Origin of the sequence: Rhodococcus jostii NBRC 16295 (assembly GCF_001894825.1) — a bacterium.
In the GTDB taxonomy this organism is placed as follows: Bacteria; Actinomycetota; Actinomycetes; order Mycobacteriales; family Mycobacteriaceae; genus Rhodococcus_F; species Rhodococcus_F jostii.
In genome coordinates this window covers 131010-157287 of the sequence record NZ_BCWY01000014.1, presented here as the reverse complement: position 1 = coordinate 157287, position 26278 = coordinate 131010, and the positions used below count along the sequence as shown (strand labels likewise).

At 68.0% G+C, this 26278-nt stretch carries 22 protein-coding genes, 1 tRNA gene and 1 pseudogene; 7 read left to right on the top strand and 17 right to left on the bottom strand.

The window, feature by feature from the left end; all coding sequences use genetic code 11:
- A pseudogene (locus tag RJ1_RS12175) lies at positions 1-267 on the bottom strand (hypothetical protein); the annotation flags it as partial.
- Between the two features lie 179 nt (positions 268-446).
- Between RJ1_RS12175 and RJ1_RS12170 the strand changes: the two are divergent.
- The 4 genes from RJ1_RS12170 (at position 447) to RJ1_RS12155 (ending at position 2583) form a co-directional block, all read left to right on the top strand.
- Entirely contained in the window at positions 447-728 is a 282-nt protein-coding gene (locus RJ1_RS12170; RefSeq protein ID WP_073360169.1) for a hypothetical protein, read from the top strand.
- A 147-nt stretch (positions 729-875) separates the two neighbouring features.
- Complete coding sequence (locus RJ1_RS12165) at positions 876-1319, top strand: hypothetical protein (protein WP_073360167.1); 444 nt, start codon at positions 876-878, stop codon at positions 1317-1319.
- 98 nt (positions 1320-1417) lie between these two features.
- Positions 1418-1789, top strand: a complete 372-nt coding sequence (locus RJ1_RS12160) for a hypothetical protein (RefSeq protein WP_073360165.1) — start codon at positions 1418-1420, stop codon at positions 1787-1789.
- A 17-nt stretch (positions 1790-1806) separates the two neighbouring features.
- Positions 1807-2583, top strand: a complete 777-nt coding sequence (locus tag RJ1_RS12155) for a class I SAM-dependent methyltransferase (RefSeq protein ID WP_073360163.1) — start codon at positions 1807-1809, stop codon at positions 2581-2583.
- A 25-nt stretch (positions 2584-2608) separates the two neighbouring features.
- Here the strand turns inward: RJ1_RS12155 and RJ1_RS12150 are convergent.
- The 6 genes from RJ1_RS12150 to RJ1_RS12125 form a co-directional block, all read right to left on the bottom strand.
- Positions 2609-2685: transfer RNA gene (locus RJ1_RS12150), tRNA-Leu, on the bottom strand.
- A gap of 50 nt (positions 2686-2735) precedes the next feature.
- The gene (locus RJ1_RS12145) at positions 2736-3680 is read right to left on the bottom strand and encodes a Ppx/GppA phosphatase family protein (RefSeq protein ID WP_073360161.1); all 945 of its coding nucleotides are present in this window, start codon (positions 3678-3680) and stop codon (positions 2736-2738) included.
- Positions 3677-4231, bottom strand: a complete 555-nt coding sequence (locus RJ1_RS12140; RefSeq protein WP_073360159.1) for a DUF501 domain-containing protein — start codon at positions 4229-4231, stop codon at positions 3677-3679. The genes RJ1_RS12145 and RJ1_RS12140 overlap by 4 nt, the downstream gene beginning before the upstream one ends.
- Positions 4228-4953 (bottom strand): FtsB family cell division protein, encoded by a 726-nt coding sequence (locus RJ1_RS12135; RefSeq protein WP_073360157.1) that lies wholly within the window; start codon positions 4951-4953, stop codon positions 4228-4230. Before RJ1_RS12135 ends, RJ1_RS12140 begins: the two co-directional genes overlap by 4 nt.
- 35 nt (positions 4954-4988) lie before the next feature.
- Positions 4989-6275 (bottom strand): phosphopyruvate hydratase, encoded by a 1287-nt coding sequence (gene eno, locus RJ1_RS12130; protein ID WP_073360156.1) that lies wholly within the window; start codon positions 6273-6275, stop codon positions 4989-4991.
- A 156-nt stretch (positions 6276-6431) separates the two neighbouring features.
- On the bottom strand, positions 6432-7202 hold the full coding sequence (locus tag RJ1_RS12125; RefSeq protein WP_073360155.1) for a lytic transglycosylase domain-containing protein: 771 nt from the start codon (positions 7200-7202) through the stop codon (positions 6432-6434).
- A gap of 234 nt (positions 7203-7436) precedes the next feature.
- Between RJ1_RS12125 and efeU the strand changes: the two genes are divergently transcribed.
- From efeU to efeB, 3 genes are read left to right on the top strand one after another with little or no spacing between them, the layout of a single operon-like run.
- Positions 7437-8354, top strand: a complete 918-nt coding sequence (gene efeU, locus RJ1_RS12120) for an iron uptake transporter permease EfeU (RefSeq protein WP_073360201.1) — start codon at positions 7437-7439, stop codon at positions 8352-8354.
- A gap of 16 nt (positions 8355-8370) precedes the next feature.
- Positions 8371-9510 carry an iron uptake system protein EfeO gene (gene efeO, locus RJ1_RS12115; RefSeq protein ID WP_073360154.1) on the top strand — a complete coding sequence of 380 codons (1140 nt, stop codon included), beginning with the start codon at positions 8371-8373 and terminating at the stop codon, positions 9508-9510.
- 2 nt (positions 9511-9512) lie between these two features.
- Complete coding sequence (gene efeB, locus RJ1_RS12110) at positions 9513-10793, top strand: iron uptake transporter deferrochelatase/peroxidase subunit (protein ID WP_073360153.1); 1281 nt, start codon at positions 9513-9515, stop codon at positions 10791-10793.
- On the opposite strand, the gene RJ1_RS12105 is transcribed toward efeB, so the two are convergent.
- From RJ1_RS12105 to RJ1_RS12060, 10 genes are all read right to left on the bottom strand, one after another.
- Positions 10786-14778, bottom strand: a complete 3993-nt coding sequence (locus RJ1_RS12105; RefSeq protein WP_073360199.1) for a bifunctional diguanylate cyclase/phosphodiesterase — start codon at positions 14776-14778, stop codon at positions 10786-10788. The genes efeB and RJ1_RS12105 overlap by 8 nt on opposite strands.
- 361 nt (positions 14779-15139) lie before the next feature.
- Positions 15140-15979, bottom strand: a complete 840-nt coding sequence (locus tag RJ1_RS12100) for a glycoside hydrolase family 16 protein (RefSeq protein ID WP_073360152.1) — start codon at positions 15977-15979, stop codon at positions 15140-15142.
- 56 nt (positions 15980-16035) lie between these two features.
- On the bottom strand, positions 16036-18144 hold the full coding sequence (locus RJ1_RS12095; protein WP_073360151.1) for a hypothetical protein: 2109 nt from the start codon (positions 18142-18144) through the stop codon (positions 16036-16038).
- On the bottom strand, positions 18137-18934 hold the full coding sequence (locus tag RJ1_RS12090) for a family 16 glycosylhydrolase (RefSeq protein ID WP_073360150.1): 798 nt from the start codon (positions 18932-18934) through the stop codon (positions 18137-18139). The genes RJ1_RS12095 and RJ1_RS12090 overlap by 8 nt, the downstream gene beginning before the upstream one ends.
- 31 nt (positions 18935-18965) lie before the next feature.
- Positions 18966-19637, bottom strand: a complete 672-nt coding sequence (locus RJ1_RS12085; protein ID WP_073360149.1) for a DUF998 domain-containing protein — start codon at positions 19635-19637, stop codon at positions 18966-18968.
- Between the two features lie 2 nt (positions 19638-19639).
- Positions 19640-20881, bottom strand: a complete 1242-nt coding sequence (locus tag RJ1_RS12080; protein ID WP_073360148.1) for a condensation domain-containing protein — start codon at positions 20879-20881, stop codon at positions 19640-19642.
- A complete protein-coding gene (locus RJ1_RS12075) occupies positions 20868-22241 on the bottom strand; it encodes a polysaccharide biosynthesis protein (RefSeq protein ID WP_073360147.1) in 1374 nt (457 codons plus the stop codon). The genes RJ1_RS12080 and RJ1_RS12075 overlap by 14 nt, the downstream gene beginning before the upstream one ends.
- A gap of 2 nt (positions 22242-22243) precedes the next feature.
- Complete coding sequence (locus tag RJ1_RS12070; RefSeq protein ID WP_240319953.1) at positions 22244-24037, bottom strand: serine aminopeptidase domain-containing protein; 1794 nt, start codon at positions 24035-24037, stop codon at positions 22244-22246.
- The gene (locus tag RJ1_RS12065; protein WP_073360146.1) at positions 24021-25331 is read right to left on the bottom strand and encodes a glycosyltransferase family 2 protein; all 1311 of its coding nucleotides are present in this window, start codon (positions 25329-25331) and stop codon (positions 24021-24023) included. Before RJ1_RS12065 ends, RJ1_RS12070 begins: the two co-directional genes overlap by 17 nt.
- On the bottom strand, positions 25328-26278 hold the full coding sequence (locus RJ1_RS12060; RefSeq protein ID WP_073360145.1) for a glycosyltransferase family 2 protein: 951 nt from the start codon (positions 26276-26278) through the stop codon (positions 25328-25330). Before RJ1_RS12060 ends, RJ1_RS12065 begins: the two co-directional genes overlap by 4 nt.

Genomic DNA, 26278 nt, shown 5'->3' with positions numbered 1-26278 from the left:
CGAGTCGGCGATGATCTCGACTTCGTTGAGTGGGTTCCCGTCCTTTCCCGTTACCGCCCGGATCCGGTGGACGAAGTAGCGGTCCAACACCAGGACCATGTTGTTGAAGAAGAGTGGCTCGAAGTCCTCCGACGCGGCGAAGACCTCCTTGCCGGTGACCTCCCCGGAAATCGCGGCCGTCAGCGCCGTGTACGCGGCGATCTGCTGCGCGACGGACTGCTCGGCGTGGTCGACTTCGTCCTGCGTGTAGTTCTTCCGTCCGAGCATTTCACCGTCTCCTTCGATGCACCGCGTGCCGGATCGACACGCTGAGAACTCTCAGACCGGCAGTGTTCCACCTTCCGTATCCGCACGCGGCGCGAAGCCCGACTTACTTTCCCTGCGGTCGGAGCGAGTGGCTACGGCACGAGGCGGGTACAGCCTGTACGCAACCATTGGAGGCAATAATGAAGATCGACAAGAAGGCCGTCCGCGTCGGAATCATCGCCTTGGCGCTGGGGCTCGGCGCCCCCGGAATCGCCGTTGCGGCGAGCACGCCGGCGCAGGCCGTGGTCACCCAGCCGCCCGCCCCTCCGCACAGTGCCCCGAGCTGCGGTCCGTGGTCGGACGCACCGAACTGGGACTTCGACGCGCCGAAGAACCCTCTCAGTGACTGGTGCACACAGTGGCAGGGCCACCAGCGGCAGAGCGAACGAGACGGTGGTGGTGGAACGGTGTTTCTGAACTGACGAACCGCGAAGGACAGCACGAGCCGTGCCCGGCACGACCCGGTGAACTTGTGTGCGCATCCCACGGATACCGGTTCGAGGTGCAATACTCCCGGTGGCTCCTGGCTCGTATCAACCGGTAACCGAGAAGTCCGGAAGGATGCACCGATGAAGGTCACGATTGCACGAACCGTAGGAATCGCCGCCGCAGTCGCCGGCGTGAGTCTGCTCGCCGCACCCACCGCATCTGCCGTACCCGACGACCTCGCCGTGGACATCGCCGTCGAGGGGAACTCGATCGTCATGGACGTCGAATACGACGTCCCCGGGGCAGTGGTGTGTGTGCTGAACATCCTCCCTGCCGGCGGGACCGTGCCCGCCGCCGTCGTGGGACCGACCGTGGTGATGGGTGAGGACGACGGCGAACTACGGGCCACCGTCGATCCCGGCGAGTACACGGTGCAATGGTCCTGCTCGAGTATGCCGTCCTTCGAGCAGTGGGGAACCGCCCCGCCGCTGACCAACGGCACCGAGGACCCCGTCACGGTCACCGTCACCGACACGTCCGGACCGGGCGGCGGAGGCTCGTCCGGCAGCCCGTTCGGCAGCTGACTACCGTGCAGTAGGCAATCCGGGGCGAATGCGTAACGAAACCGACGTGAGCGGGGATTGACAGTACGGAATCCCGCAACGGACAGGAACCCTCCGCCATGGCTACCGTCACGCACATCGATATCGCTCGCGCCCGCCGCTCCCGTCGGGTTCTCTTCATCGGCAACCCCACGCGGTACAAAGAGGTGTCGCACTGGGCGATGGTCAAGCAGTGGATGGTGGTCCACGGACTCGAGCCGGTCCGGAAGATGGACGCCCCCGCGCTCTGCGCGATCGTCACCGAGGACGTCCTCGACGGCGTCGGCTCACCCCAGGACGCGCTCGCGCTCCAACGCGCGCGTGAGCAGGGTGTGCCGTGTATCAGCGTGCACGACAGCACCCAGATCTGGCAGGCCACCGCCCGGGTCCGAGCAAGCATCGCGCGATCCGGGGGCGGCGCACAGTCGAGCCCGCATCACCAGGGAGCCTGAGCGAACCGGGCCCCCGCATGGTCGACTGGGACGGCGAAGGGTACGCGGACGTCGGCGCACTCCAGCGGGCCGTCGCGGAGAATTCGATCGCGGAACTGGCCCTCGCTGGCGGCGAAACCGTACTCGACGTGGGGTGCGGCGACGGATACGTCACACTCCGGATCGCCGGACGACTTCCCCGAGGTTCGGTGATCGGAGTCGACGCGTCGCCGCGGATGATCGCGAAGGCCCGATCTCGGACGGTGCCGGACGGTGTCCGTGCAGAGTTTCGTATCGCCGACGCCCTCGATCTTCCCTTCGACGGGGTGTTCGACGTCGCGGTGTCGTTCAACGCGCTTCACTGGGTCCTCGACCTTCAGGTCGCGCTGGCCGGGATCGCCCGCAGCGTCGTGGACGGCGGACGCGTGGTCATCCAGATGGTGTGCGCGAGCCCCCGCGGCAGTGTCGAAGACGTCGCGATGGCCGTGGCGGCGCGCCCGGCCTGGGCGGCGTCATTCACCGACTTCACGGCGCCGTTCATCCACGTCGAACCGGACACATTCCGTGACCTCGCGCGGGGAGCGGGACTCGACACCACCGACCTGCGGGTGCGGGATGTGGAGTGGGACTTCGGCTCGCGCGAAGAATTCGCTCGCTGGTGCACTGTCGGATTCTCCGACTGGACCGCGCACCTCGATGAAACGACAGTGCCCGCGTTCATCGACGACGTCGTACGCGAATACGAGCAGATCTCCGGACGTCCAGGGCTGTTCCTGTTCACCCAGATGCGGGCGGAACTCGTCCGGGCGTCCTGACCCACCGCTGAACACACCTACATGGTGGTGCCCCCAGTCGGACTCGAACCGACACTGTGCGGATTTTAAGTCCGCTGCCTCTGCCAATTGGGCTATAGGGGCTACCGGTTGCCGGGTGCTGGGCTCGGCGACCGTGCGCAGATCACCCTAGCTCAGGGGATCGATAATGCGATTCCGTCGAGGATGTCGTGTTCGCTGACGACGAGTTGGTCGATGCCGGCCTTTTTCTCGAACGCGTCGGCGAGTACTTCGGTCACGATCGCTCCGCCGCCGATGACGTCGACCCGTCCGGGATGCATCGGTCCGAGTGCGGCTCGTTCGGTGTGGGTCATGGCGATCAGCGAGTCGCAGACTTCCCGTAGTCGCGGCAGGGGGATGCGGGAGAGATGCACCTGCTCGGCGTCGTATTCGGGCAGCTCTTTGGCGAGCGCGGCGATCGTGGTCATGGTTCCGGCGACGCCCACCCAGGTGTGTGCCTGTTCGACGGGGACTCGGGCGAATGCTTCATCGAGGCGCTCCTGCGCGAAGGCGCGGGCCTCCTCGACCTGTGCGGGTGTCGGCGGATCGTCGTGGAGGCAGCGCTCCGTGATGCGGACGCACCCGATGTCGGTGGAAAACGCCGCGTGGACGCCGGACTCGTCGCCCAGCACGACCTCGGTGGAACCGCCGCCGAGGTCCACGACCACGAACGGTCCCTGCGACGGATCCAGTTCGCCGACCGCGCCGTTGAACGACAGCCGCGCTTCCTCGTCGCCGGTGATGACTTCGGCCCCGGCGCCGGGAATCACGGCGCCGAGCACGTCCCGCGTCATCGAGAAGAAGTCCTCCCGGTTGGACGCGTCGCGGGTTGCGGAGGTGGCCACCATGCGGACGGCGGTGGCTTCGGCCTCGGCGATCATTCCGGCGTACTCGGCCAACGCGACCCGGGTGCGTTCGATGGCCTCGGGTGCCAGACGCCCGGTGGCGTCGACTCCCTGCCCCAGCCGGACGACGCGCATCTCGCGACGCACGTCGTGCAGTGCGCCCCGGTCGTCGACGTCTGCGATGAGGAGGCGGATGGAGTTCGTGCCGCAGTCGACGGCCGCGACCCGCGTCACTGCTCGGAACTTTCGACGTCGTCGATGCCGGGCCAGTCCGCGGGAATCGCGGTACCCCTCAGCTTTCCGCCGGCCGCGGACGCGGCGAGGGCCACCGACTCGTCGCCCAGCGGGTTGACGCCCGGCCCCTTCGCCAGCGAATGCGCCATCAGCACGTGCAGGCATTTGACGCGCTCGGGCATTCCGCCGCCGGTGAAGTCGGTTCCGAGGGGCTCGATGGCGTCGCGCTCGGCGAGATACGACTGGTGGGCGCGCAGATAGGCCGCCGCGAGTTCCGGATCCTGCGCGAGGCGCTCGGTCATCTCACGCATCACACCCGCGGACTCCTGCCGGCTGGCCTCCGCGGTGAGTCGCGGGTCCGTCAGGTAGTAGAGCGTCGGGAACGGTGTTCCGTCGGGAAGTTTGGGCGCGGTCTTCACGACGCCGGGCTTGCCGTCGGGACTGCGGTACGCGATCTCGAGCACTCCACGCGGTTCGCGGCCCAACTGGGCGGCGACGGCGTCGAGGTCTTCCTGCGGCACGGGGCTGGACGGGTCGGACGAAGTGGTCACCCGGTGGGTTCTCCTGGTTCTGGCGGTACGGGCGGCGGCACCACGGGGGGCGCCGGCGCCGGTGCCGGCTGCACCTGGGGTGCGACCGGCGGTTCTGAAATGGTCTTCCACAGATCGGAGTACCAAGGGCCCGCCATTTCGGCGTCCTTCTCCTCCGGCTTCTCCGGCTCCTTGTAGTCGCCGGGCAGCTGCACCTGGAACGGGGTGTCTCCGGGTTTCACCCACCGGAGCCGGCCCCGCGCCTGCGCCTCGATGTAGGCGGGGTCGGAGTAACGCTCCTCGAGAATACGCAGGTCCTGCAGCTCCTTCTCGAGCTGAACCTGTTCCGCCGCAATACGATCCGCCTCACCGCGCTGGGTGAGGTAGTTGCGCAGCGGAACCGCCAGAGTGAGGGCGAGAAGCAACACGACCATCACGAGGATCAGTGCCCGGCCGGTCGACAGCCCGAGGATCGTGTGCTCGGACCGTGTGATGCGAGCGGCCCCGGTCGCGCCCACCCGTCTCGGGCGGGCGCGGCCGGGGAGCACCTTGCCGGTGTCGGCGCCGTCGACAGAATCCGGTTTGCCGTCGGCCTGCCCCGGAGGCGTCGACTTGGTAGTGCGGGGGCGCCGCGCTCCGCCGGGAGCGCCGTCCGCCCGATTCCGGCGGGCGCGTTCACCACGCCCGGTTCCCCGGCCGCCCGGACTGGCTCCGGACGACCGCGGCCTGCCGCGCTGTGCCACCTACCCCAACACCCCTTAACTTCGACTGTCGAACGTCAGCCTTCGAACGCGAACCGCGGGAACGCGACCTCTCCGGCGTAGCGGGCGGCGTCGCCCAGGTTCTCCTCGATGCGCAGCAGCTGGTTGTACTTGGCGACGCGCTCGCTGCGGGCGGGGGCACCGGTCTTGATCTGACCGCTGCCCACGGCGACCGCGAGGTCGGCGATGGTGGTGTCCTCGGTCTCGCCCGACCGGTGGCTCATCATCGTCTTGTACCCGTTGCGGTGCGCGAGGTCGACGGCGTCGAGGGTCTCGGTCAGCGTGCCGATCTGGTTGACCTTCACCAGCAGCGCGTTCGCGGCGCCCTTGACGATGCCCTCTTCCAGACGCTCCGGGTTGGTGACGAACAGGTCGTCACCGACGAGCTGGACCTTGTTGCCGATCTGATCGGTCAGGGCGACCCAGCCGTCCCAGTCGTCCTCGTCCAGCGGGTCCTCGATGGACACGATCGGGTACGCGTCGACCAGCTCGGCGTAGAACGCCGACATCTCGGCCGCGGTCCGGTTGCTGCCCTCGAACTTGTAGCCGGTGCCGTCGGTGTAGAACTCGGTGGCCGCGACGTCGAGTGCCAGTGCCACGTCGGTGCCCAGCACCAGACCGGTCTTGCCGATCGCGACGCTGATCAGATCCAGGGCTTCCTTGGTTCCCGCGACGTCGGGGGCGAAACCGCCCTCGTCGCCGAGTCCGGTGGCCAGGCCCTTCTCCTTCAGCACCGCCTTGAGGGCGTGGTACACCTCGGCGCCCCAGCGCAGCGACTCCTTGAACGTGGCCGCACCGATCGGGGCGACCATGAACTCCTGGACGTCGACACCGGTGTCGGCGTGCGCACCACCGTTGAGGATGTTCATCATCGGGACGGGCAGGACGTGGGCGTTGGGGCCGCCGACGTACCGGAAGAGTTCCAGACCGGACGAGTCGGCGGCCGCGCGGGCCACCGCCAGCGACGCACCCAGCAGGGCGTTGGCGCCGAGGCGGGACTTGTCCGGGGTGCCGTCCGCGTCGAGGAGGGCCTGGTCGACGGTCCGCTGCTCGGTGGCATCGATGCCGATGATGGCCGGAGCGATCTCGCTCAGCACGGCCTCGACGGCCTTCTCGACACCCTTGCCGCCGTACCGGTCACCGCCGTCACGCAGTTCGACGGCCTCGTGCTCACCGGTGGAGGCGCCCGACGGAACCGCGGCGCGAGCGAAACTTCCGTCGTCGAGCAGCACCTCGACCTCCACCGTGGGGTTACCACGGGAATCGAGGATCTCACGGGCTCCGACCTGCTCAATGATGGCCACTTGCTGATTCTCCTTATATGGGCTTCACAACTGTGCACTGACCGGTCCGATCGTGCCAGGGACACCAGATCGTGCCAGGACACAGCGTAACGGCACACCGAAACCGGTGCGGGATGGCGCGCCCCGCGGACGGCGAGCCGCCCGCTGGGCAGCGACTTACGGGCGGACTCCGACCGAGTACGCCGACGCCCGGTCGCGCACGAGGGTGAGGTACTCGCCCGACAGGTTGTAGGCCATCAGGGCCGACTGCCAGCCCTCGGGAGCGGTCAGGTCGCCGCCCCGCTCACACAGGTAGCGGGCGGCCGTCAACGACGCGTCGTCGATGTTGTCTGCGTCGGCCACACCGTCGCCGTTGGCGTCGACACCCCACCGCTTCCAGGTCTCGGGAATGAACTGCAGGGGTCCCATGGCACGGTCGTGCACGGGGTCGCCGTCCATCGCCCCGCCGTCGGTGTCGGGGATCTCGGCGACGCCGGGTCCGCCGTCGAGGGGGATGCCCCGGATCTCGGGTGTCACCTGCCCCGTCGGCCCGACCGTCGATCCGCCGTGGGTGCCGTGCCGGCTCTCCACACTCGCGATTCCGGCGAGGGTGGTCCAGCCGATGCCGCACTCCGGTCTCGTTTCGACCATCACCGCCGCCGCGTACCCGTACGCCTCGAGCGCGGTGTTTCCCACTCCGATCGAATCGGCCAGCCCGGCAGACCACTCGTGCAGTTGATCCGCGGACCGTCCCGGCGCGTTGATGTCGATGGGCGGTGTGGCTGCCCCGGGTCCGGGCGGGATGCCTTCCGGTATCGCGATCCGCGGTTGCTGTCCCCGGGAGCACGCGCCGTAGGTGAGAACCACGACAACCGTTGCCGCGAGAAGCGCGAACAGCGGCCCACGCCATCGGGAACGACGCTTCGGCCGCACGGGATATCGGTTCACGTCTCCATCATCCACACGAAAGGTGTCGATCCCGGCCGTGCGAGACGGCAGCCACACCGCGTCGGGCCACACACCGAAAGTAAAGAGTTGCAAAAGTGCTGGTGGGGGCTTCTTCGGGAACGCAATCGCGGTGTATGTTTTTCACTGGGGCTAAGGTTCGCCTTGCCTACCGCAAGGTTGCCTACCCAACCTTGCGGATCACTCTGCTCGACTTCGCCTCGCCCAGGAGTGTTCATGCCCGTCCTCGCCGCAGGGTCCGCGCCGTCGATCGCGACACAGCTGTTCGGCAGTGGATTGATCGGTCTGCGCGAAGGGCTCGAGGCGGGCATCGTCGTCATGATCCTCGCCGCGTTCCTCGTGAAAGCGCAGCGTAAGGACGCCCTCAAATGGGTGTGGCTCGGCGTCGGCATCGCCGTCATCATGGTGGCCGCGATCTTCCTCGTCATCCACTACGGAACGTCCACCGTCACCGGACTGACCGCCGAGATCATCGCCGGTGTCGCGTCCCTCGTCGCGGTCGCGATCGTCACCGTCATGGTGCTGTGGATGCGGAAGGCCGCGCGGACCATCTCCCACGATCTCAAGGCCGGCATGGAAAAGGCACTGGTCGCCGGACCCGTCGCGGTACTCACCCTCGCCTTCTTCGCCGTCGGCCGGGAAGGCGTCGAGACCGCACTCCTCATGGTCGGGTACGCCGAGAACACGGCGGGCAGCGCCTGGCCCCTCGTCGGTCTGCTGCTCGGCATCGTCGCCGCCGCGGTCCTGACGGTTCTTCTGTACTTCGGGGCCGTCCGGCTCGACTTCGCGAAGTTCTTCAAGTACACCGGCATCTTCCTGATCATCGTCGCCGCCGGGATCCTCGGATACGGCATCCACGCCCTGCAGATCGGCGGCGTCCTGCCCGGCGGCTCCGCACTCGCCTTCGACATCTCCGACGGCTACGACGCCTCCAGCTGGTACGGCACCGTCCTGGCCGGCATCTTCAACTTCCGCCCCGACCCGACCATCCTCCAGGCGGTCGCCTGGGTCGTGTACGTCGTCGTGGTCCTGTTCCTGTTCCTCCGGCCCGTCTCCGCACCGAAACCGGCCCCCGCGGCCGACGCTGCCCCCGAGCGCACTGCCTCTCCCACCCCCGACGAGACCGTTTCATGAAAGGCACCTTCCGCCCATGAAGACCATGCGCCGAACCACCTTCGCCCTCGCCTCGGTAGCCGTGCTGCCGCTCGCGCTCGCCGGCTGCACCGAGAAGTCGACCGCGAGCACGGACGACATCACCGTCACCGCGACAGACGACACCTGCGACGTCAGCACCGACTCCGGAGCCACCGGGAACAGCACGTTCCAGGTCACCAACAACGGCAGCAAGGTCACCGAGTTCTACGTGTACGCCGAGGGCGACCGGGCGATGGGCGAGGTCGAGAACATCGGTCCCGGGCTCACCCGCCAGCTCATCGTGTCGCTCCCCGACGCCGGCAAATACCAGCTCGCGTGCAAGCCCGGCATGGTCGGCAACGGCATCCGCCAGGAGTTCACCGTCACCGGCGACTCGATGAGCGCATCCGACGAGAGCGGGCAGCTCGCCGAGGCCGCCGACGGCTACCGTCGCTACATCCGCAGTCAGGTCGTCGCCCTGCAGGACACCACGCAGCAGTTCGTCGACGCCGTGAAGTCGGGCAACATCGAGCAGGCCAAGGCCCTCTTCCCGGTCTCCCGCACCTACTACGAGCGCATCGAGCCCGAGGCGGAGAGCTTCGGTGAGCTCGACCCCAAGCTCGACCTGCGGGAGGCCGACCTCGAACCCGGGCAGGAGTGGACGGGCTTCCACCGGCTCGAGAAGGATCTGTGGGTCACAGGTCCCCAACCCGACACCAACGCGATCGCCGACCAACTGGTCGTCGACGTCCAGTACCTCGCCGACCAGGTGAACGCCGAGGACTACACGATCGATCCCACCAAGATCGCCGGCGACGCCCAGGGCCTGCTCGACGAGATCTCGACGTCGAAGATCACCGGTGAAGAAGACATCTTCTCCCACACCGACCTGTGGGACTTCCAGGCCAACGTCGACGGCTCGCAGGCCGCGGTCGCCGCACTGCAGCCGATCATCGAAGAACGCAATCCCGAACTGGCCGCGAACATCACCCAGCGTTTCGCGGACCTCGATGCCGAACTCGCTCAATACCGCCAGGGTGACGGGTTCGTCTTCTACGACACTGTCAACGAACAACAGCGCCAGGAACTCTCGCGCAAGATCGACGCCCTCTCGGCCGACGTCAGCCAGGTTCAGGGCGTAGTAGCAGGCGCATAGTCATGACTGATCCGACCGGTACGAACGACACGACCACCACGGTGGACGAGCGCAAAGGCGTGTCCCGACGACGTCTGTTCGGCGCCGTCGGGGCGGGAGCCGCCCTCGCCGGCGCCGGCGCACTGGTCGGGCGGGCCACCGCCGCCGAGCCGCCGCTGTCGCACGCCGACGTCGTCGCCTTCCGGGGCGAACACCAGGCGGGCATCGTGACGCCGGCGCAGGACCGGATGCATTTCGTCGCGTTCGACGTCACCACGAAGTCCCGGGAGGAACTCGAAGCGCTGCTGAAGAAGTGGACCGAGATGGCCGAGCGGATGACCGCCGGCGAAGAGGCCACCCCGGACGGCGCCATCGGCGACGGCGCCTACGTTCCGCCCAGCGACACCGGCGAGGCGCTCGGCCTCGCGGCGTCCCAGTTGACCCTCACCATCGGTTTCGGACCGTCCCTGTTCGACGACCGGTTCGGGTTCGCTTCCAAGAAACCCGCGGCGCTCGAAGAACTTCCGCACTTCCGGGCTGACAACCTGGACCCGGCGCGCAGCGGTGGCGACATCGCGATCCAGGCGTGCGCCAACGACCCGCAGGTGGCCGTGCACGCCATCCGAAACCTGGCGCGCGTCGCGTTCGGGACCGCGTCGGTCCGCTGGTCGCAGCTCGGGTTCGGCCGCACGTCGTCCACGTCGACCACCCAGGACACCCCGCGAAACCTGTTCGGGTTCAAGGACGGAACCAACAACATCAAGGCGGAGGAAACGGGCGTCGTCGACGAGCACGTCTGGGTGGCGTCCGGCGACGACCAGGCGTGGATGGGAGGCGGCGCGTACCTCGTGGCGCGGCGGATCCGCATGCTCATCGAGCAGTGGGACCGCACCGTGCTCGGCGAGCAGGAACGAGTGATCGGACGGTCCAAGGGCACCGGCGCTCCCCTGAGCGGCAAGGCGGAGTTCGACGAACTCGACTTCGATTCCAAGAAGGGTCACGACCCGGTGATCGACGTCGACGCGCACGTCCGCCTGGCGTCCGCGCAGGAATTGGGCGGCATCCAGATCCTGCGACGCGGCTACAACTTCACCGACGGCTCCGACGGTTTCGGCCACCTCGACGCCGGACTCTTCTTCATCGCCTACTGCCGCAACCCGCAGGAACAGTTCGTTCCGATGCAGCTGAACCTGTCGAGGAACGACGCGATGAACGAGTACATCCAGCACGTCGGTTCCGCCCTCTTCGCCTGCCCACCCGGACTCGCCGAGGGGCAGTACTGGGGGCAGGGTCTCTTCACCTAGCGGTAGGTCCGCCGACCGACCGGAGGTCGAGTTGGTCGGCGGGGACCGGGCGGCCGTGGTAATGCCCCTGGGTGATGTCGCAGCCGTATCGACGCAGGGCCCGCAGGGTGTCCTCGTCTTCGACGCCTTCGGCGACCAGAGACGCACCGAGACTGTGCGCGAGCTCCACGGTCGAGCGCACAATCGCGACCGATCGAGGATCGCTGGCAAGGCGCGCGACGAAGACCCGGTCGAGTTTGAGCTCATCGACGGCCAGGTCCTGCAGGTAGGCCAGCGAGGACCAGCCGGTGCCGTAGTCGTCGATCGACAAACCGATACCCAGTGCTTGCAGCGCCTCGACCACCCTCCTGGCACGCACGTAGTCGGTCATCAGGACGCTTTCGGTTATCTCGAGGATGAGTGCATCGGCGGGCAACCTGAAGTCGTTCAGGAGTCGGTCGATGTCGGCAACCAGGTCTGCGTCGAGGAGATTCGTGACAGACAGATTCACTGCGACGGTCAGCGATATGCCGCAGTCGAGCCAATTGCGCGCTTGCCCCAGAGCAAGCTCCAGCACCCTCGTCGTCAGCGGGCGCATCAGTCCCAACTGTTCTGCACGAGGTAGGAACTGGTCGGGCAGGAGTAGACCGTGGCGGGGGTGCTCCCATCGAACGAGAGCCTCGACGCTGTGTACCTCCCCGTCGCAGGCACTGACCTTGGGTTGGTAGTAGCACGTGAGCTCGCCACCGGCGATCGCCGTGCGCAGCTCCTCGATGGACTGCGTCGCATCGATGCTGCGTTGGTACTCGGTGGCGTCGTACACCGCGATCGTGCGGCGGTCGCACTTCGCGCGATACATCGCTACTCCGGCGCGCTGCAGCAAGTCCTGGGGGTTTGTGCAATGTTGTGGGCAGAGGGCGATCCCGATGCTCGCGTCGACGTGAACAGTGATCTCGTCGAGGTGGAAAGGCTCGCGCAATGCCTCGAGGAGACGACCGGCCAGCGCACGGGCAGCCGTGATATCGATCTCTGCGGGTAGCAGGACCGCGAACTCGTCTCCGCCGAGTCGGGCGGGCAGATCTTCCGATCGCACCGACCGGGACAGCCGGTCCGCGACCTGGCACAGCAATTGATCGCCCACGTACCGGCCGAAGGAGTCGTTGATGTCCTTGAAGCGGTCCAGGTCCATCAGCAGCATGCCCGGACCCGAGCGGTGGGTGTACCCGGCCGGCCGTTCCACCTGGTCGGAGTATGCGACCGTCAACGCGGCCATGACGGCCCGCCGGTTCGCCAGGTTCGTGAGGTCGTCAGTCCTCGCCTGGCGGTGGCTGTCGGCCAGGACCACGACGTCCCGGAACGTCACGGCAAATCGGGCCGCGACCGCGACCAGGCTGAGCGCGGCCAGCACCACCGCGAGCCGCGGCAACCGCGCATCGTGGTCGAGCACCAGCAGGCCGACCGCCGCGGCGGTGCACACCAGTGGGGGGACCCAGATGGCCAGTCCGGGCAGCCGACCGGACCGGCGGCGACCGGGGGCCCGCCAACTGGCCAGCGCCACCAGCAACACCGCGGCGTGCGGGAGTGCATCGATCCACGTGCCCTCGACGTAGCCGTCGGCACTTCGGAACAGATAGACCGTGTCGGCCACCGCAAACAGCATGAACCCCGCGACCAGCAGCACCCACCGCTGCTCCGCCCGCCACCCCAGCACCGCGAGCGCCCCGACCGCGAGCGCCAGGAGCAGCACGTCTCCCACCGGGTACGCGAACCCGACGATCACCGCGGCGGGCGAACCGCTCGCCACCGACTCGATCGGACTGAACGCGAGAGCCGCTGCCAACGCCGCCAGCGTCAACGCGGCGGTGACGGCGTCCAACCAAATCGCGGCCGGTAGTCGCCGCGCTCGCGCGCGCAGGAGCAACACCAGCCCTGCGTAGACGAGCGGGTAGAACGCCAGTTTCAGCGGATCGGCCACCGAGGGTGACTGGCCCTCGGGCACCCACGACATCGCCACGACATCGCCCACGCACCAGCTCGTCAGCCCGAGCGCGATGAGCCACCACGCTCGACGCTCGGCCGGCACGCACCACGCGCGAGCAGCAACCACAAATGCCGCCGCCAGCGCCAGTCCGTCGTAGAGCGCCTCGAGCAGCACGATCCAGCCCGCCTGATCACCTACCCCGATCGAGATCCCGTACAGAACCACACCGACCAGCAGAATCCCGAGCCCTGCCAGCACACCGCACCGCGACCGATCGGATGGCGACACCCAACCGGCCCGAAATGGTCGTGGCCGGCTGTGTGCAGATGTCAATCCAGTCGCGGTGCCCCTACCCGCGACGGCCCGATCTGTCACGGGTCCCACGGCGCGTGGCATGTCCTCGACTTCCCCGGGTCCGGTGTCGATGGTGCGATAGGTGGGGTGATCGGTGGAGTGATCGAGATAGGGTCGCCGGTCGATCTCGTCGAGGCCGGCCCGATTCGGCATGAAACTGCGAAGGCATCCACCGCCGCACCGCTTGGCCGCGTACATTGCCAAATCTGCCTGTTTCAGCAGGCTCTCGGTCGTCGCGTCGGGGACCTCGGATGTGGCGATGGTCAGCCCGATGCTGGGACGGATCGAGAGCGCGACACCGTCGATGACGAACGGCGGGGTGAAAGCTTCCAGCACCCGATCCGCGGCCGACAAGGCGTCCTCGACGCTCCCTTCGACCAGTGCCGCGAACTCGTCGCCTCCGAGCCGGGCCACGGTGTCGGTACTCCGCATGCACCCGTTGAGCCGCTCGGCGACGCGGATCAACAGCTCGTCCCCCGCGGGATGGCCGAGGCTGTCGTTGACAGTCTTGAAATCGTCGAGGTCCACACACAGCACCACGATCGGTGTCAGTTCCCGCCGCTGGCGCTGCACTGCCTGGTCGAGCCGGTCGAGAAACAACGCACGGTTCGCCAGTCCGGTCAGTCGATCGCGAAAGGCCTGCCGGGACATGGTGAGCAACAGCCGCCGGTTCTCGGCCAACACGATGAACTGCCGTGCCAGCAAGGCGAATACGAGGACCAAGATCGCAACGGGGATCGGGCCGGAGCCCACGCTGGGCAGTTCCCGCTGCAGGCCGACGGCAACGGCCGGCAGCAGCGGAAGGTACGGCAACCACAACCACGCCCGAGGCGGAATTTGCACCGGTGCCGGTTCGGGTGAGAGCTCGCGGGTGCTCGACAACGCCGCCAATGCGATCGTGACGAAGGCGGCCACCCAGCCCACGTCGGTCACACCGCCGTTGTGATAGGTGCCCAGCGCGGTCAGGTAGGACACGGCGCTGGCAGACAACGCCATCAGCACGATCCCGATGCACAGCAATCCCAGGGTCAGTCGTTGCCCAGCCCGCGCCCGGGTCAGTACCACTATCGCCATCGTCGCAATCACCAGGTCCGCGACGGGATAGGCAAGGGACAACACGAGGGCGAGGGGAGTGTCGCTCCCGGCCCGGTACACGCTGCTCAGCACACTCACCCACGACACCACGAACAGCGAACCGGCCACGATGAGACCGTCCAGGATCAGCCTGGTGCGGGACTGCCCCCTGTCACCCGCCGGGAACAGCAGGAGCGCCGCGCATGCGCCGACCGGAAACAGCAGGTATGCCACAGCCGCCGAGGCGGGGAACGGTATCTGATCACTTCCCTGCCACATCACGTTGTAGCACCAGATGGCTTGGCCCACCGACCAGGCCGCCAGACCACCTGCCAGCGCCAGCCAGCTGTGGCGCCCCGCACCCCGCCCCAGCCAGGCGGCCCAGGCGGCGCACCCGGTGGCGAGCCCGGCGAACACGAGCAAGCTCAGGTCAGCGACCGCGATGGTCGCAAACGCCCCACCCCATCCCCTCCACAGACACAGCGCGAACAGCACCGCCGGGATCGTGAACACGATCGCGATCGCCCACAGACCGCCTCTCCACACGGCGTCGGCACTCGACGACGTCGCCACCCGCTCGGATGTCCGATGCCCCATCGTCACCACCCGAACTGCCGCCGGCCATCACTGCATAGCTGGATTCAAAGTTTCCAGAGGTCCATCTTTGCACGACGTGCATACTGAAATATAGTCCATAAAAAGACCTAAGGTATGTTTATGGGCCCTGTGAGACACGCGGTAACTCGGTGCGCGGATCTGGTGCGCGGCTACCGGCCCACGACTTTCCGGATCCACCGGAAGAACGGTCGCCGGAAACGCGGGCAGTCACACAGTGCGCAGGACGTACCCGCACGGTAATGCTCGTGGGCGGGGAAGGGGTGGCCGCAGCGGCACTCGGACTTCGACACGGCCATGAAACCGATTCTATTCACACCGCACACGTCGGCTGTCCGGGGTGTCACTGAGAGAATCTGACCCAGTCGACGAGCATGGTGGCCGGGAAGCGTGTCGACGGGGTGACAGGGCCGGGCCAGTTTCCGCCGACAGCCACGTCGAGCAGGAGATACGCCGGCGCGTCGAACACCCAGCGTTCCTCCGGTCTCAGGTCAGCCGTCGTGACCGTGCCGACGATGGTGCCGTCGATGCCCACCGAGATGCGGCCGGGAGCCTTGATCAGCGCGTAGTCGTGGAACCCCGCGCTGAGGTTCGCGCCGATCGAGCCGTCCGTCGAGCGTTCCCAGTGCCCCCCGTTCACGGTCGGCCCGTGCACACCCGCGTGGTACCGGGATCCGTCCCCGATCACCTCGAGGATGTCGACCTCGCCGCAGGCCGGCCACCCCACACTGTTGATGTTGCTGCCGAGCGTCCAGAACGCCGGATGGATTCCGGGACCGGACGGTACCTGGATCCGCGCCTCCACCACGCCATACGTGAAGTCGAACTTTCCGCGCGTCACGAGACGGGCGGAGGTGAAGCCGGCACCGTTTCTGCGTGCCTCGACGACGAGACGCCCGCTGCCGTCGAGTCGCGAGTTCTGCCGGGAATCGGTGTACACCTGCTTCTCGTTGTTGCCCCAACCGCCGCCCCCGAGGTCGTAGCCCCAGAACAGTGGATTGGGTGCCGCACCTGCGGGTCCGTCGAATTCGTCGCTGCCGATCATCGTGTATCCGGGGTACGCGGTCCGGACGCTTCCAGCTCCGGGTGCGGCGACGGCCACGGCCGGGGTGAGGGACAGCGCGCACAGCGCCACCGAGCACGTCAACGCAATCTCGAACATCGTCGAGCGCATCCGCTGCATGAGCAGATGCTAGGCGTCGCCGACCCCCGGTCGTGACCGAATGCGTGATGCGGCCGCTACCTGCGCGGCCCCGTGTATCGGAAAATGGTGTTGTTCTCGTCCTGCGAGTACGCCGACCAGTCGGGGCTGGACCGCATCTGGTCCTCGAAATTCTCGACGGACCCGTCCGGAAGATAGCCGTAATAGCGGATGGCCGCGGTGCCCTGCGTGTTGAAGGCGAGATACGTGTCGCCGTCGCGTTCCGCCGCATCGGCAGTGAGCATCTCGATCTGGCCGCCGTGCGGGAAACCCTCCAGCAGGTCCGGGGGCAACGCCAGCAGGGGTTGATCGAAGTCCTTGTCGACCACGGCGAACTTGATGTAGTCGGCGCTCACCCGCGTCGGGAGACCGGCGGGATACAGCGACATGATCGTCGTCGACGCCTTCTCGTTCGCGAGGATGTCCTGCGCGAACGTCACCTGGGACTGATATCCGACGACCAGCGACCACAGCCCGAAATAGCCTTGCAGGCCCGCGAACGTGACATACGCCAATCCGCCGACGAGCCCGACCGGGACGACTCGGCGGAGCAATCCTGATCGGAACCGGACCGTGAGCGCGTCCACGAGGACCGGGGCGATGAGAATCGCACAGCCGGGCACAGCGTAGAGATAGACCCGGAAGATCGCCTCACCGCCGTAGCTCTGACCGGCCAGCAACGCGAACGAGCTGAATGCCATGACGGTCGCGACCCACGCGGGGCGCTTCGTGCGCCAGAGCAGGATCGCGCAGATCACCGCGAGCACGATGATGCCCGCCGACAGGGAACGGCACACCGTGGACGTGAAGATCTTCCCGAACGTACCGACGGCGGTCACGTTGCTGGTGGCATTGTCGACCGGGTTGAAACCGGACAGCAGACCGTACGGCGCCACGATGTCCAGCCTCGGCACGAGGTAGGCGACGAGGATCGTGAAGAAGGGGACGGGGAGCCACCACGGCCGGATCTTCCGCGTCGCCGCCAGCACCGCGGTCACACCGAACAGCCAGTACGGCGTGAGCTGATGGGTGGGCACAAGGGCAGCGAAGACGAGGATCGAAAGGTAGGCCGCCGACCGGTGCTCCGTCGACACCACGAGCAACGCCACCACACCCAGCGCCATGACGAGGGCGATGGCCTGCGGCGAAAAGTAGTCCTGCCCGACCCAGTTGGCGAGCTCCGCCATCATCGCCGCCGTCAACGCGACGCGCATCCCGAACCCCAGTAGCCGGGAGATCGCGGCGATCACGACCGCCAGCAGCACGTGGATCACCGGCGCGAACCAGTGCGCGATCGACATCATGTCGGCCGACGTGATGTCGCCGAACCACGCGAACGCGGTGAAGAAGCCCGGCCATTCGCCGTAGATGTCGACACCCTTGGGCGGCAGCGTCTGGAACCGCTGAATGTAGTCGACCACGCCGAGGTGCTTGTACGTCCACCCGTAGATGGGAACGTCGGTGATGAGCGTGGGGGTGAGGCGTTCGACCGCGATCACGCCGAGCACGGCGGCCGCCGCGGTTCCGATCCGGTTCTCGCGCAGCGCCCAGACGAACGCGCCGAGCATCATCAGCGCGCACACCACCAGGCCCGGCCCGCTGCCGACGAACAGCAGACCGAACTGGGAGTACGCGGTGGAGCCGAGCCCGAACAGGATCGGAACCCACAGTGCCACTCCGGCGGCGACGAGGATCAGGGGGCGGTTGCGGCGGGCAGTGGGCCACCACCGCGCCACCCGGACCGACACCTGCCGGAGCGTCGGGGCCCGGATCGGGTCGGTGCCGGTCTCGTGCCACCGATGCCGCAGCGCCGAGGCGACGACGGCCAGGACCATCACCAGCAGCAGACCCGTGGCGGGCCACCGGTAGAACCAGACCAGGACGGTGGTCGCGGCAGTCACCACGGACAGCCCCAGGACGGGGACGGCCGCGACCGCCGCGGCGACCGGCATGCGCAACCACGTCACGACGGCGAGACCCGGCCCGCTAGCCACGAACACCGCGAGCAGCACGGCACTCACCGGCGACGGAAGTGGCGCAAGGGATGCCAGTCCCGCGACCGCCGAGGCGACCGCGGCGCCGTCGTAGTACCGGGACAGCTCCGGAGTTCTGGTGTCGACGCGTTCCGTCGTGAGGAGGTCACTCATCGGTGACCCTCACCCAGTCGACGAGCATCGCTGCCGGAAGCGTCGTATCGGCGCCGACGTCGCCCGGCCATCGTCCGCCGACGGCGACATTCAGCAGGAGTGAGAACGGTTTGTCGAACACCCATTCCTGTCCCGGTTCCAGGTCGGCACGCGAGAATTCGCCGGTCACCGCGTCGTCGATGCCGAACGTGATCCGGTCCGGCGACCGCTCCACCCAGTAGTCGTGGAAGTCGTCCGACATGGTGCCGCTGCCTTCGGCTTTCAGCTCCCAGGGTGTGCCGTCGGCGGACGGGCCGTGCAGCCCGCTGTGGAAGAACGACGCGTCGTTGATCGTCTCGATCACGTCGATCTCCCCCGACTGCGGCCAGCCCTCCCGGTTGACGTCCGTGCCCATCAACCAGAACGCCGGATGCAGGCCCTGCCCACTCGGCAGCTTGATGCGTGCCTCCGCCCGGCCGTACTGGAACGCGAAGCGGTCCAGGGTGATCAGCCGGGCAGACGTGTATCCCGATCCGTCGCTGCGCGCTTCGATCACGAGGTTGCCGTCACCGTCGAGCCGGGAGTTGACGGGATCGTCGGTGTACACCTGCGCTTCGCCGTTTCCCCAGCCCCCTCCCCCGACCGCGTGTCCCCAGTAGCGGGGGTCGGGCGACGTTCCGGCGGGACCGACGAAATCGTCGAACATGAGCACCGACTGCCCCTTCTTCGAAGCCTGGGCGACATCGCTCGACGCGTACCAGCCGGTGGCGCCGACGCAGGCGAGTGCGACGAACACCATCGCCGAGGACACGGCGCGGGTCCGGCGCGGACGGTTCAGCTGCCTATGCACCGGCGCTGTCCCCGACCCGGACGACGGCGGAACGTCGCACCGACTGCAGCTGGGTGACCAGATGCACGCAGACGACGAACCCGAGGATCACCGAGTACGCCGCGACGCGTTCGATACCCCCGACGCCGAGACCGAGTTCCCAGGAGTACGTGAAGCAGAAGTAGCCCACCAGTCCGAGCACGCCGAGGGCGAGGGCGACGTATGTCGCCGGCCCCGAGTTCTGAGGCCACGCGGTGAGCGCCGTCGTCAGCGTGAAGAGGCTGCCGAAGATGAGGAACAGCGCGGCGCCGAGCGAATGCACCTCCCAATGTGTGTTGGACGGTGCCAGCCCGACCACCACTCCGCCGATTCCGGCCACGACGAGGAACAGCACCGGGCCGAGCGGCAGCACCCGCTCGGCGCGATACCAGAGAACGGCGGCAACCACATACGCGACACCCACCACGACGAACGCCGCGTCCATCAGCAGCGACGTCTTGCTGCACGGCGCGGTCCCGTCGGTGCCGCAGAAGGGGACCCCGAGGTCGCTGATGAAGTTGCCGGAGTAGCTGTAGTGACCGCGCCAGGTTCCGGCGACGAGGAATTCGACGACGAAGAACTGCAGCACGGCGACGGTGAGGTACAGCGGAGTTCGCTTCGATGTCTCCAGGACGTGTGAGGGCATGGCTAGACAATCCTTCGAGACAGGAGAGACAGTGGGTCGCACAGGGCATCCGCAAGTGCTGTGCGGACGAGTTCGGGGTTGAAGACGTTGTCGTGCAGGGACGCCGACACATCGAGTTCGGGACCGCGCCGCACCGAGGTGAAGACGATCGACGCCGGATCGGCGGGTTCGCTCAGCGCGGTGACGAGACTCCGGCCGGGCTCGTCGGTCCAGTCGAGATCGGCCAGCAGTGCGGCCTCGCCCATGTCGGAGTACACGAGCCTCGCCCGGGGCGCCGCCGCGACATGGGTAGCCGGGGTGTGCGCGGTGCCGGCCCGCAGTCGCCGGCGGTAGTTGACAGTGCTGAGCGCGAGCGAGGCGAGCGGCCGACCCGAGGCGGTGGCCTGCGCGATGGCCGCGCTCATCTCGGCCGCGTCGCCCGGGTCCGACAGCGGGAAACGCACGCCGGCAGCGAAGTTGCCGTTCACCGTCGCGCCCGCCGGAAGGTACCGGCGGCAGTCGAAGAGGATGTCGACCTTGTCGTCGATCCCCACCCCGCGGCTGCGCATCGCCCGTGCGACGGCCGCGAACAGCAATGACGACACCGACGCCCCGGGCAGTTCCCGGTCCCGCCAGCGACGCAGTTCCGCAGTGGTCCCGGAGGGTGCGGACTCGACGACCGCGGTGGGCGCACTGCGCCAGGACACGACCTCGGCCGGCCCCGCATCGTGTGCGGTGGAGGGCCGCGCTTCGAGGAGCTGCGCGACACGTGCCGGGGACGACGCGAATGTCCGGCTCAGGGCGCGTGCGAGCGGCAGTGCGCTGTCACGTGTCCGGGCCCATTCGGGGAGCGGCGTCCCGCTGTGTCCGCCGGCGACGGCCCGGATGAGCGACAGTGCGAGCCTGCCGTCACCGAGTCCGTGCGAGATGTCGAGGAGGAGGAAGTCACCCGCGACCGCGACGTTCAGCGGGTACGCGGATGCGCCCGCGCGTGCCAGCCCGGTCAGCAGGTGCGGCACCTCCTCCCGGGTGCAGGGTCCCAGCTCCTGGACGTTCCCGAGGAAGTTCTGCGGTCGGTGGTCCCACCGGTTCGACGCGGTGGTCGGGACGAGCCCGATCGGGGTGTGTTGCCCGCCCGCATGGGCGAGCAGTGTCAGCGTGTCGCGGATCTCGCCGATGCTCGGCAGGCGCACCGGACCGATCGCGGTGATCATCCGGCTCCCGCTGCGCATCATGTCTCGGGAACTCGCTCTATGCGTCGTCATGGGTCACCTGCGGGATCGGTTTCCGGTCGAGGTTCTTCTTGGCCAGCCACCGCTCCCATTTGGCGCGGTTCTGCAGTCGGCGCAGCCACGAGACGAGCGGCCCGAGCAGGATGACGGCGGTGAGCGTCTCGGCGGCGAGATACGCCCAGCCGACACCCGCGACGCCGATCTTCGCGCTGAAGACGAGGCTTCCGACGATGATGACCACCGTGGTCAGGCACTGGGTGACGACGGCGAGGGTCAGCCGCCGGTACACCCGTGCGAGGCCGTCGTAGACGGCGCCGATGACGGTGAGGGGCACGAACACGGCAGCGAGGTGCAGCAGGGGCGTTCCTTCGGCGCGGTATTCGTCGCCGATGAATCCGAGAGCGATCGGCGCGACGAATGCGAGCGCGAATCCGCCCACCACCGCGACCACGGCGATGGTGCGGACGAAGCGGCGGGACAGGCTGACGATCTTGTCCGGATGCGCGGCTGCCTCGGCCACGAACGGACCGACCATCAGGTTGACCATGATGTACAGGGCGCTGACGATCGACCAGGTCACCGCGAAGTAGGCGTTCGCCGCGGTGCCGACGCGGGTGACGACGATCAGCGGGACGACGAGCGGAGCGATGGCACCGAGCGCCGAAATACCGTAGGAGGAACCGAAGTACACTCCGAGTTCCTTGTTGGACGGCAGCGCCGGTTGCTGCCGGTACCGGGGGTCGGATCGGATACGCAGGCCCATCGACGTCAGCACCACGACCACCGCGACTGCCGCGGTGACGCCCCAGGACGCGACGATGGCGAGCGCCGAACCCGACGCCGCCAGGATCACGACCGCGAGCAGTTTGGCCAGTGCGTGGAAGACGTTCTTGGACGCCGCCCACCGGGCCACGCCCAACCCGGAGACGGTCTGGTCCTGCAGCGCGAAGAGCGCGAGAACGACGACGAACACCGGGTAGATCGCGATTTCCAGGTTGTTCTCGAACAGGGTCTCTCGCGGTCCCAGGACGATGAGCCCGACGGCCGAAACGAAGGCCAGCGTGGCGACGGCCGCGAAACCCTTGACCAGCAAGGGCCCCGCGCGATGCCCGGACACGGGGAGGAAACGCTCGAACATCGAGCCGAGACTGAGATTCGACAGCGTCGACAGCATGATCGCCGTCGAGATGAGGGCGGACGCCACACCCACCTGGTCGGCGGGGAACAATCGTGCCGACGCTCCCCAGAAGGCGAGCCCGAGGACGCCGGTGACGACGCTCGACACCATCAGTGCCATCGAGTTGAGTTGCAGATTCCGCCCTGCGGAGCGGGGTGTCTGCTCGGCACGGTGTTTCGACGGTGGTTGCGACTGCGTCGCCATCGGAGACCCCACGGCTATCCGACCAGTTCCGGTCTGGCCTCGCCCGCGGCGTCTTCGCCACGGCCGAAGGAGAATTCGCCGAGCACGGTGGCGAGGACGTCCCGCAGGACCCGGTCCCGCAAGGAGGTGCTGTACAGGGAGTGATCGCCGGACGGGTAGGTCACCAGGCGTCCGTTCCAGCCGGTCCGCCGAAGCCGGCGAAGGCTGCGCTGTCCCTGGTTTTCCGTGAACGCGGCGAAGTCGATCGGTGAGAGGAGGACGGTGGTGCGCACACCACGTTCGTTCAGCGGTGCGAGCATGACCTCCGGCACCTGCAGCACCCCTGCCCGGCCCAGCCACAACCAGCCCCGGTACGGCATCCATACCCGCAGATGCTTCTTCACCGTGGCAGCGTGCCGGTGGAGCATCCCGAGAACGCGACCCTTCAGCGAATGGTGGTCGGCACTCATCGTCGACTGCTTCACGAACGCCTTGCGGGTGACGGTCCAATCCGCCATGTTGACCAGGATCACGGCCTGGACGGGACGCCGGAGGGCGGCATATGCCGAGTTCCATGCCCCCGAGCACATCCCGGCGAGTATCACGGATTCCGGCTGCGCATCGCTGACGGCGATGATGTCGACGGCGTCGGCGCGGGATTCGTCGGTGTAGATGGTGGTGCACTCGCCGTGCTGCACGAGGCCCGTGTCGCCCGTGCCACGGCGATCGAATCGGACGCCGACGATTCCGTGCGCCGCGAGTTCGCGCGCCGTCTCGGCCCACAGCCGCACCGGTCCGACGCGGTGCTCGTTGGCGGTGCCGTGGAAGATCACCGTCGGCGCCGCGGCTCCGGCGGTCGCCGCCGGTTCGGCCGCGACCGACGTGCGGATGGTGAAGAGTTCGGACGCTCCGGCGAAGCTCAGCGTCTCGGTGACCTGCCTGCCGTCGACGGTCCGATCCACCACGGCGGTGGTGCGGAAATCGAGTTCCGCGGATGTGTGGCGGTCACCGAAGGAGGAAGACATCCAGCCGGCGATCCGATCGATGTCGTCGAACGGGAGCCGCACCACGAAGTCCGGCGGCTCGAGGAACGATTCGTGATCGTGGACGACGAATTCCTCGGCGTTCCAGGCGGCGACCGACTCACGCATCCCGACCGAATCGCTGTCGCTCTGCCGCAACGCCATCAGAATCCGGGCTCCCGGCGGCGGAGTCGCCGCTCGCACGCTCATCGCCGACAGCGCCGCGGCTGCGGCCGGTGCGAGCACGGCGCCGATGAGGGTGACCCGAGGATCGTCGCCGTCCTCGGACCCGACCACCATCTGATGGAGCGAGGTCTGCTTGCGCAGGTACGCCCGCCCCCGGACCACCGGATCCCACAGGGCCACAGCCTGCACCGGACCGCACGTGGTGGCGACCTGCGCGGCGAGCAGGGCGCCCACCCGGAGACCGACGAGCGCGACGTCCGTGATGCCACAGCTGCGCACGTAGCCGACCGCGGTCCGGATGCTGTCGAGCCACCCGCCGACCGCGTCGGCATCGTCCTGGTCGCCCGGCGAGTCGCCGGTGCCGCGGTAGTCGAACCTCAGAACCAGAAGCCCCTGGGCCCGCAACTGCTGGGCGAGGTACACCATTCCGCGATACGAATCGACCTGTTCCTTACCGATCGGCGGGCACAGGACGACGGCGCCGCGGCAGCGCCCGTCGGCGGGCCGATCGACGACGCCCAACAGCGGCGCGTCTTCCGGTCCGAACCAGGTCGCGAACCGCGTGCCGTCCGAGCGGCCCGCGTGCGCGCTCGGGTGGCGGGTATCAGACTGCATCGTCATGGGTCACCCCTCGCATCGGCGCCGGGTCTCGGCCCTCCACCCGGGCCTTCAGATACGCGAACGGGCCGCGCGCGATGGACCGGAGTTCGGTGGCCCCGATGCCCACGGGGAGTTCGCCGGCGAGACCGTCCGGTGGGGTCGCGACGTGGGACATCTTGCGTGACAGATGGAGAAAGGTCGGCGCCTGCCGCACCGCGATCCGCAGGGCGAGCCAGGCGGTGCGCGGGTCGAGGGCGATCTTGGCGAGCCAGGCTCCGAGCCCCAGACCATAGCCGCGGGCCTGGACGGCGAGTGCCTCGTTGTCCGCCCGGTGCCGATGCCACACGACCGCCGCGGGCCGGTAGGCCAGCTGCCGCCCCGAGTGCAGCACCCGGAAGAACATGTCGAGGTCTTCGCCGCCGTCGGTGGGGGCGCCCGCCCCGAGTGCCTCGTCGAAACCGCCGAGCTCGAACACTGCCCGCCGGTCGACGGCGAAATTCGCGCCGGTGCCGTAGACACCGACCTGGAACGGAAAGAGCGGCACGTCGGCCGGCGGATCCGCAAGGTCGAACAACCGTGGGACGCAGGAGCTCGCCCATCCGACGCGCTGGTCGAAGTATGCCTGTGCGGGCGTGCGGATCTCCCCACTCGGGACTATTCCGCACACGCACGCGACCGCGGTCCCGGCGCGGAAGCCGGCCACGAGTTCGGTGAGCCAGTACGGGTCGACCACCACGTCGTCGTCGGTGAAGGCGACGATCTCCGTCCTCGCCGCCCGGATTCCGGCGTTACGCGCCCGGGACAGGCCCGGCCTCGGCTCGGACACGACGCGCACCCGCGGGTCGCCGAGTTCGGCGACGTACCGCTGGGTGGCGTCCGTGCGGGAGGCGTTGTCGACCACGATCACCTCGTAGTCGGAATGGTCGAGCGACAGGATCGACTCCAGCGCGACCTTCAGGCTGTCGACCCGGTCGCGGGTGCACACCACCACCGTGACGGAGGGGCGGGATTCGGTAGCGGCCACGGCGCTGTCCCGCAGCGCCTCCGGCGCGAGTTCGGCCAGTGCGCGGCGCAGTTCGCCGGGTTCGAGTCTGCCGTCCTCGACGTCCAGCTCGACGAACCCCAGCAGCGCGCGGTCTTCCCGCACGAGCAACCGGGCACGCCGATAGCCCTCGGCCCGGTCCAGCCGGTACTCGGTGTCCTCCCGCACGGGACCGCGCAGTTCGCCGACCCAGACGGCCCCGTCCCACGTCGGTGCCTCGTCACTCACGAGAGCGGGCACCAGGTCGATCCTGCGGTCCACGGTTCCGGTCATGCCGTCACCCGCTTCGATCGCAGCCCGGCGACACCCCGGGCGTAGCCGGCGGTGGTCACGAGAAGTCCGGCGACCACGGTACCGGCGCGGGCCAGCCCACCGTTCCGGGGGGACGCGATCCCGGTGACGACGGCGCGCGGGAGAACGCGCGCCGTGTACGCGCGTTCGCTGCTGAGCGCGTCGCCTGCGCCGACGAGATCGGAGACCAGCGCCTTCGACATGCCCTCGTGGAAGCACCGCGAGAGGAAGTATCGGAAGGTGGTGCGGTCGTCGCTGACTCGGTGCGCCACCTTCATCGCGGGGTCGAACAGCAGTTGCGCGCCGGGCTGGTGGGCGCGGATCCGTATGCAGAGTTCGGTCTCCTCGCATCCGACCGGCGTCTTCCCGACCCTGCCGATGCCGTCGCTGAACCCGTCGACGGCGTCGAAGACCGTGCGCCGCAGAGACATGTTGCAGCCGATGAAGTTCCGCACCGGCTCGATGCACGTGGGCTGACCGACATAGCTGCAGCCGACCACCCAGTCGAACTCGGCGGGCATCCACAGGGGGCGGTCCGCCGGCCACACGGGACTGGCGAATCCGCCGACACCGAGCACGTCGGGGTCGGAGTAGTGGGCGGCGGACACGCGATACCAGTCCGGCTCGGCGCGGGCATCGTCGTCGAGAAACGCGATCATGTCGCCGCTCGCCGCGCGGACTCCGGTGTTGCGCGCTCCGGAGAGGCCCTTCGACTCGGAATTGCGCAACACGGTCACACGGGTTTCCCCGGCGAAGTGCCGTTCGGCACGGGAGAACAACTCCTCCGAATGATCGATCACCAGTAGCACTTCGAGAACCGGCACGCTCTGGGTGAGCACCGAATCGACCGCACCGTACAGATCGCTCCACCGTTCGGTGGTGTACGCGCAGATCACGACGGAACAGGACACGAGAGTCGACACCGTCAT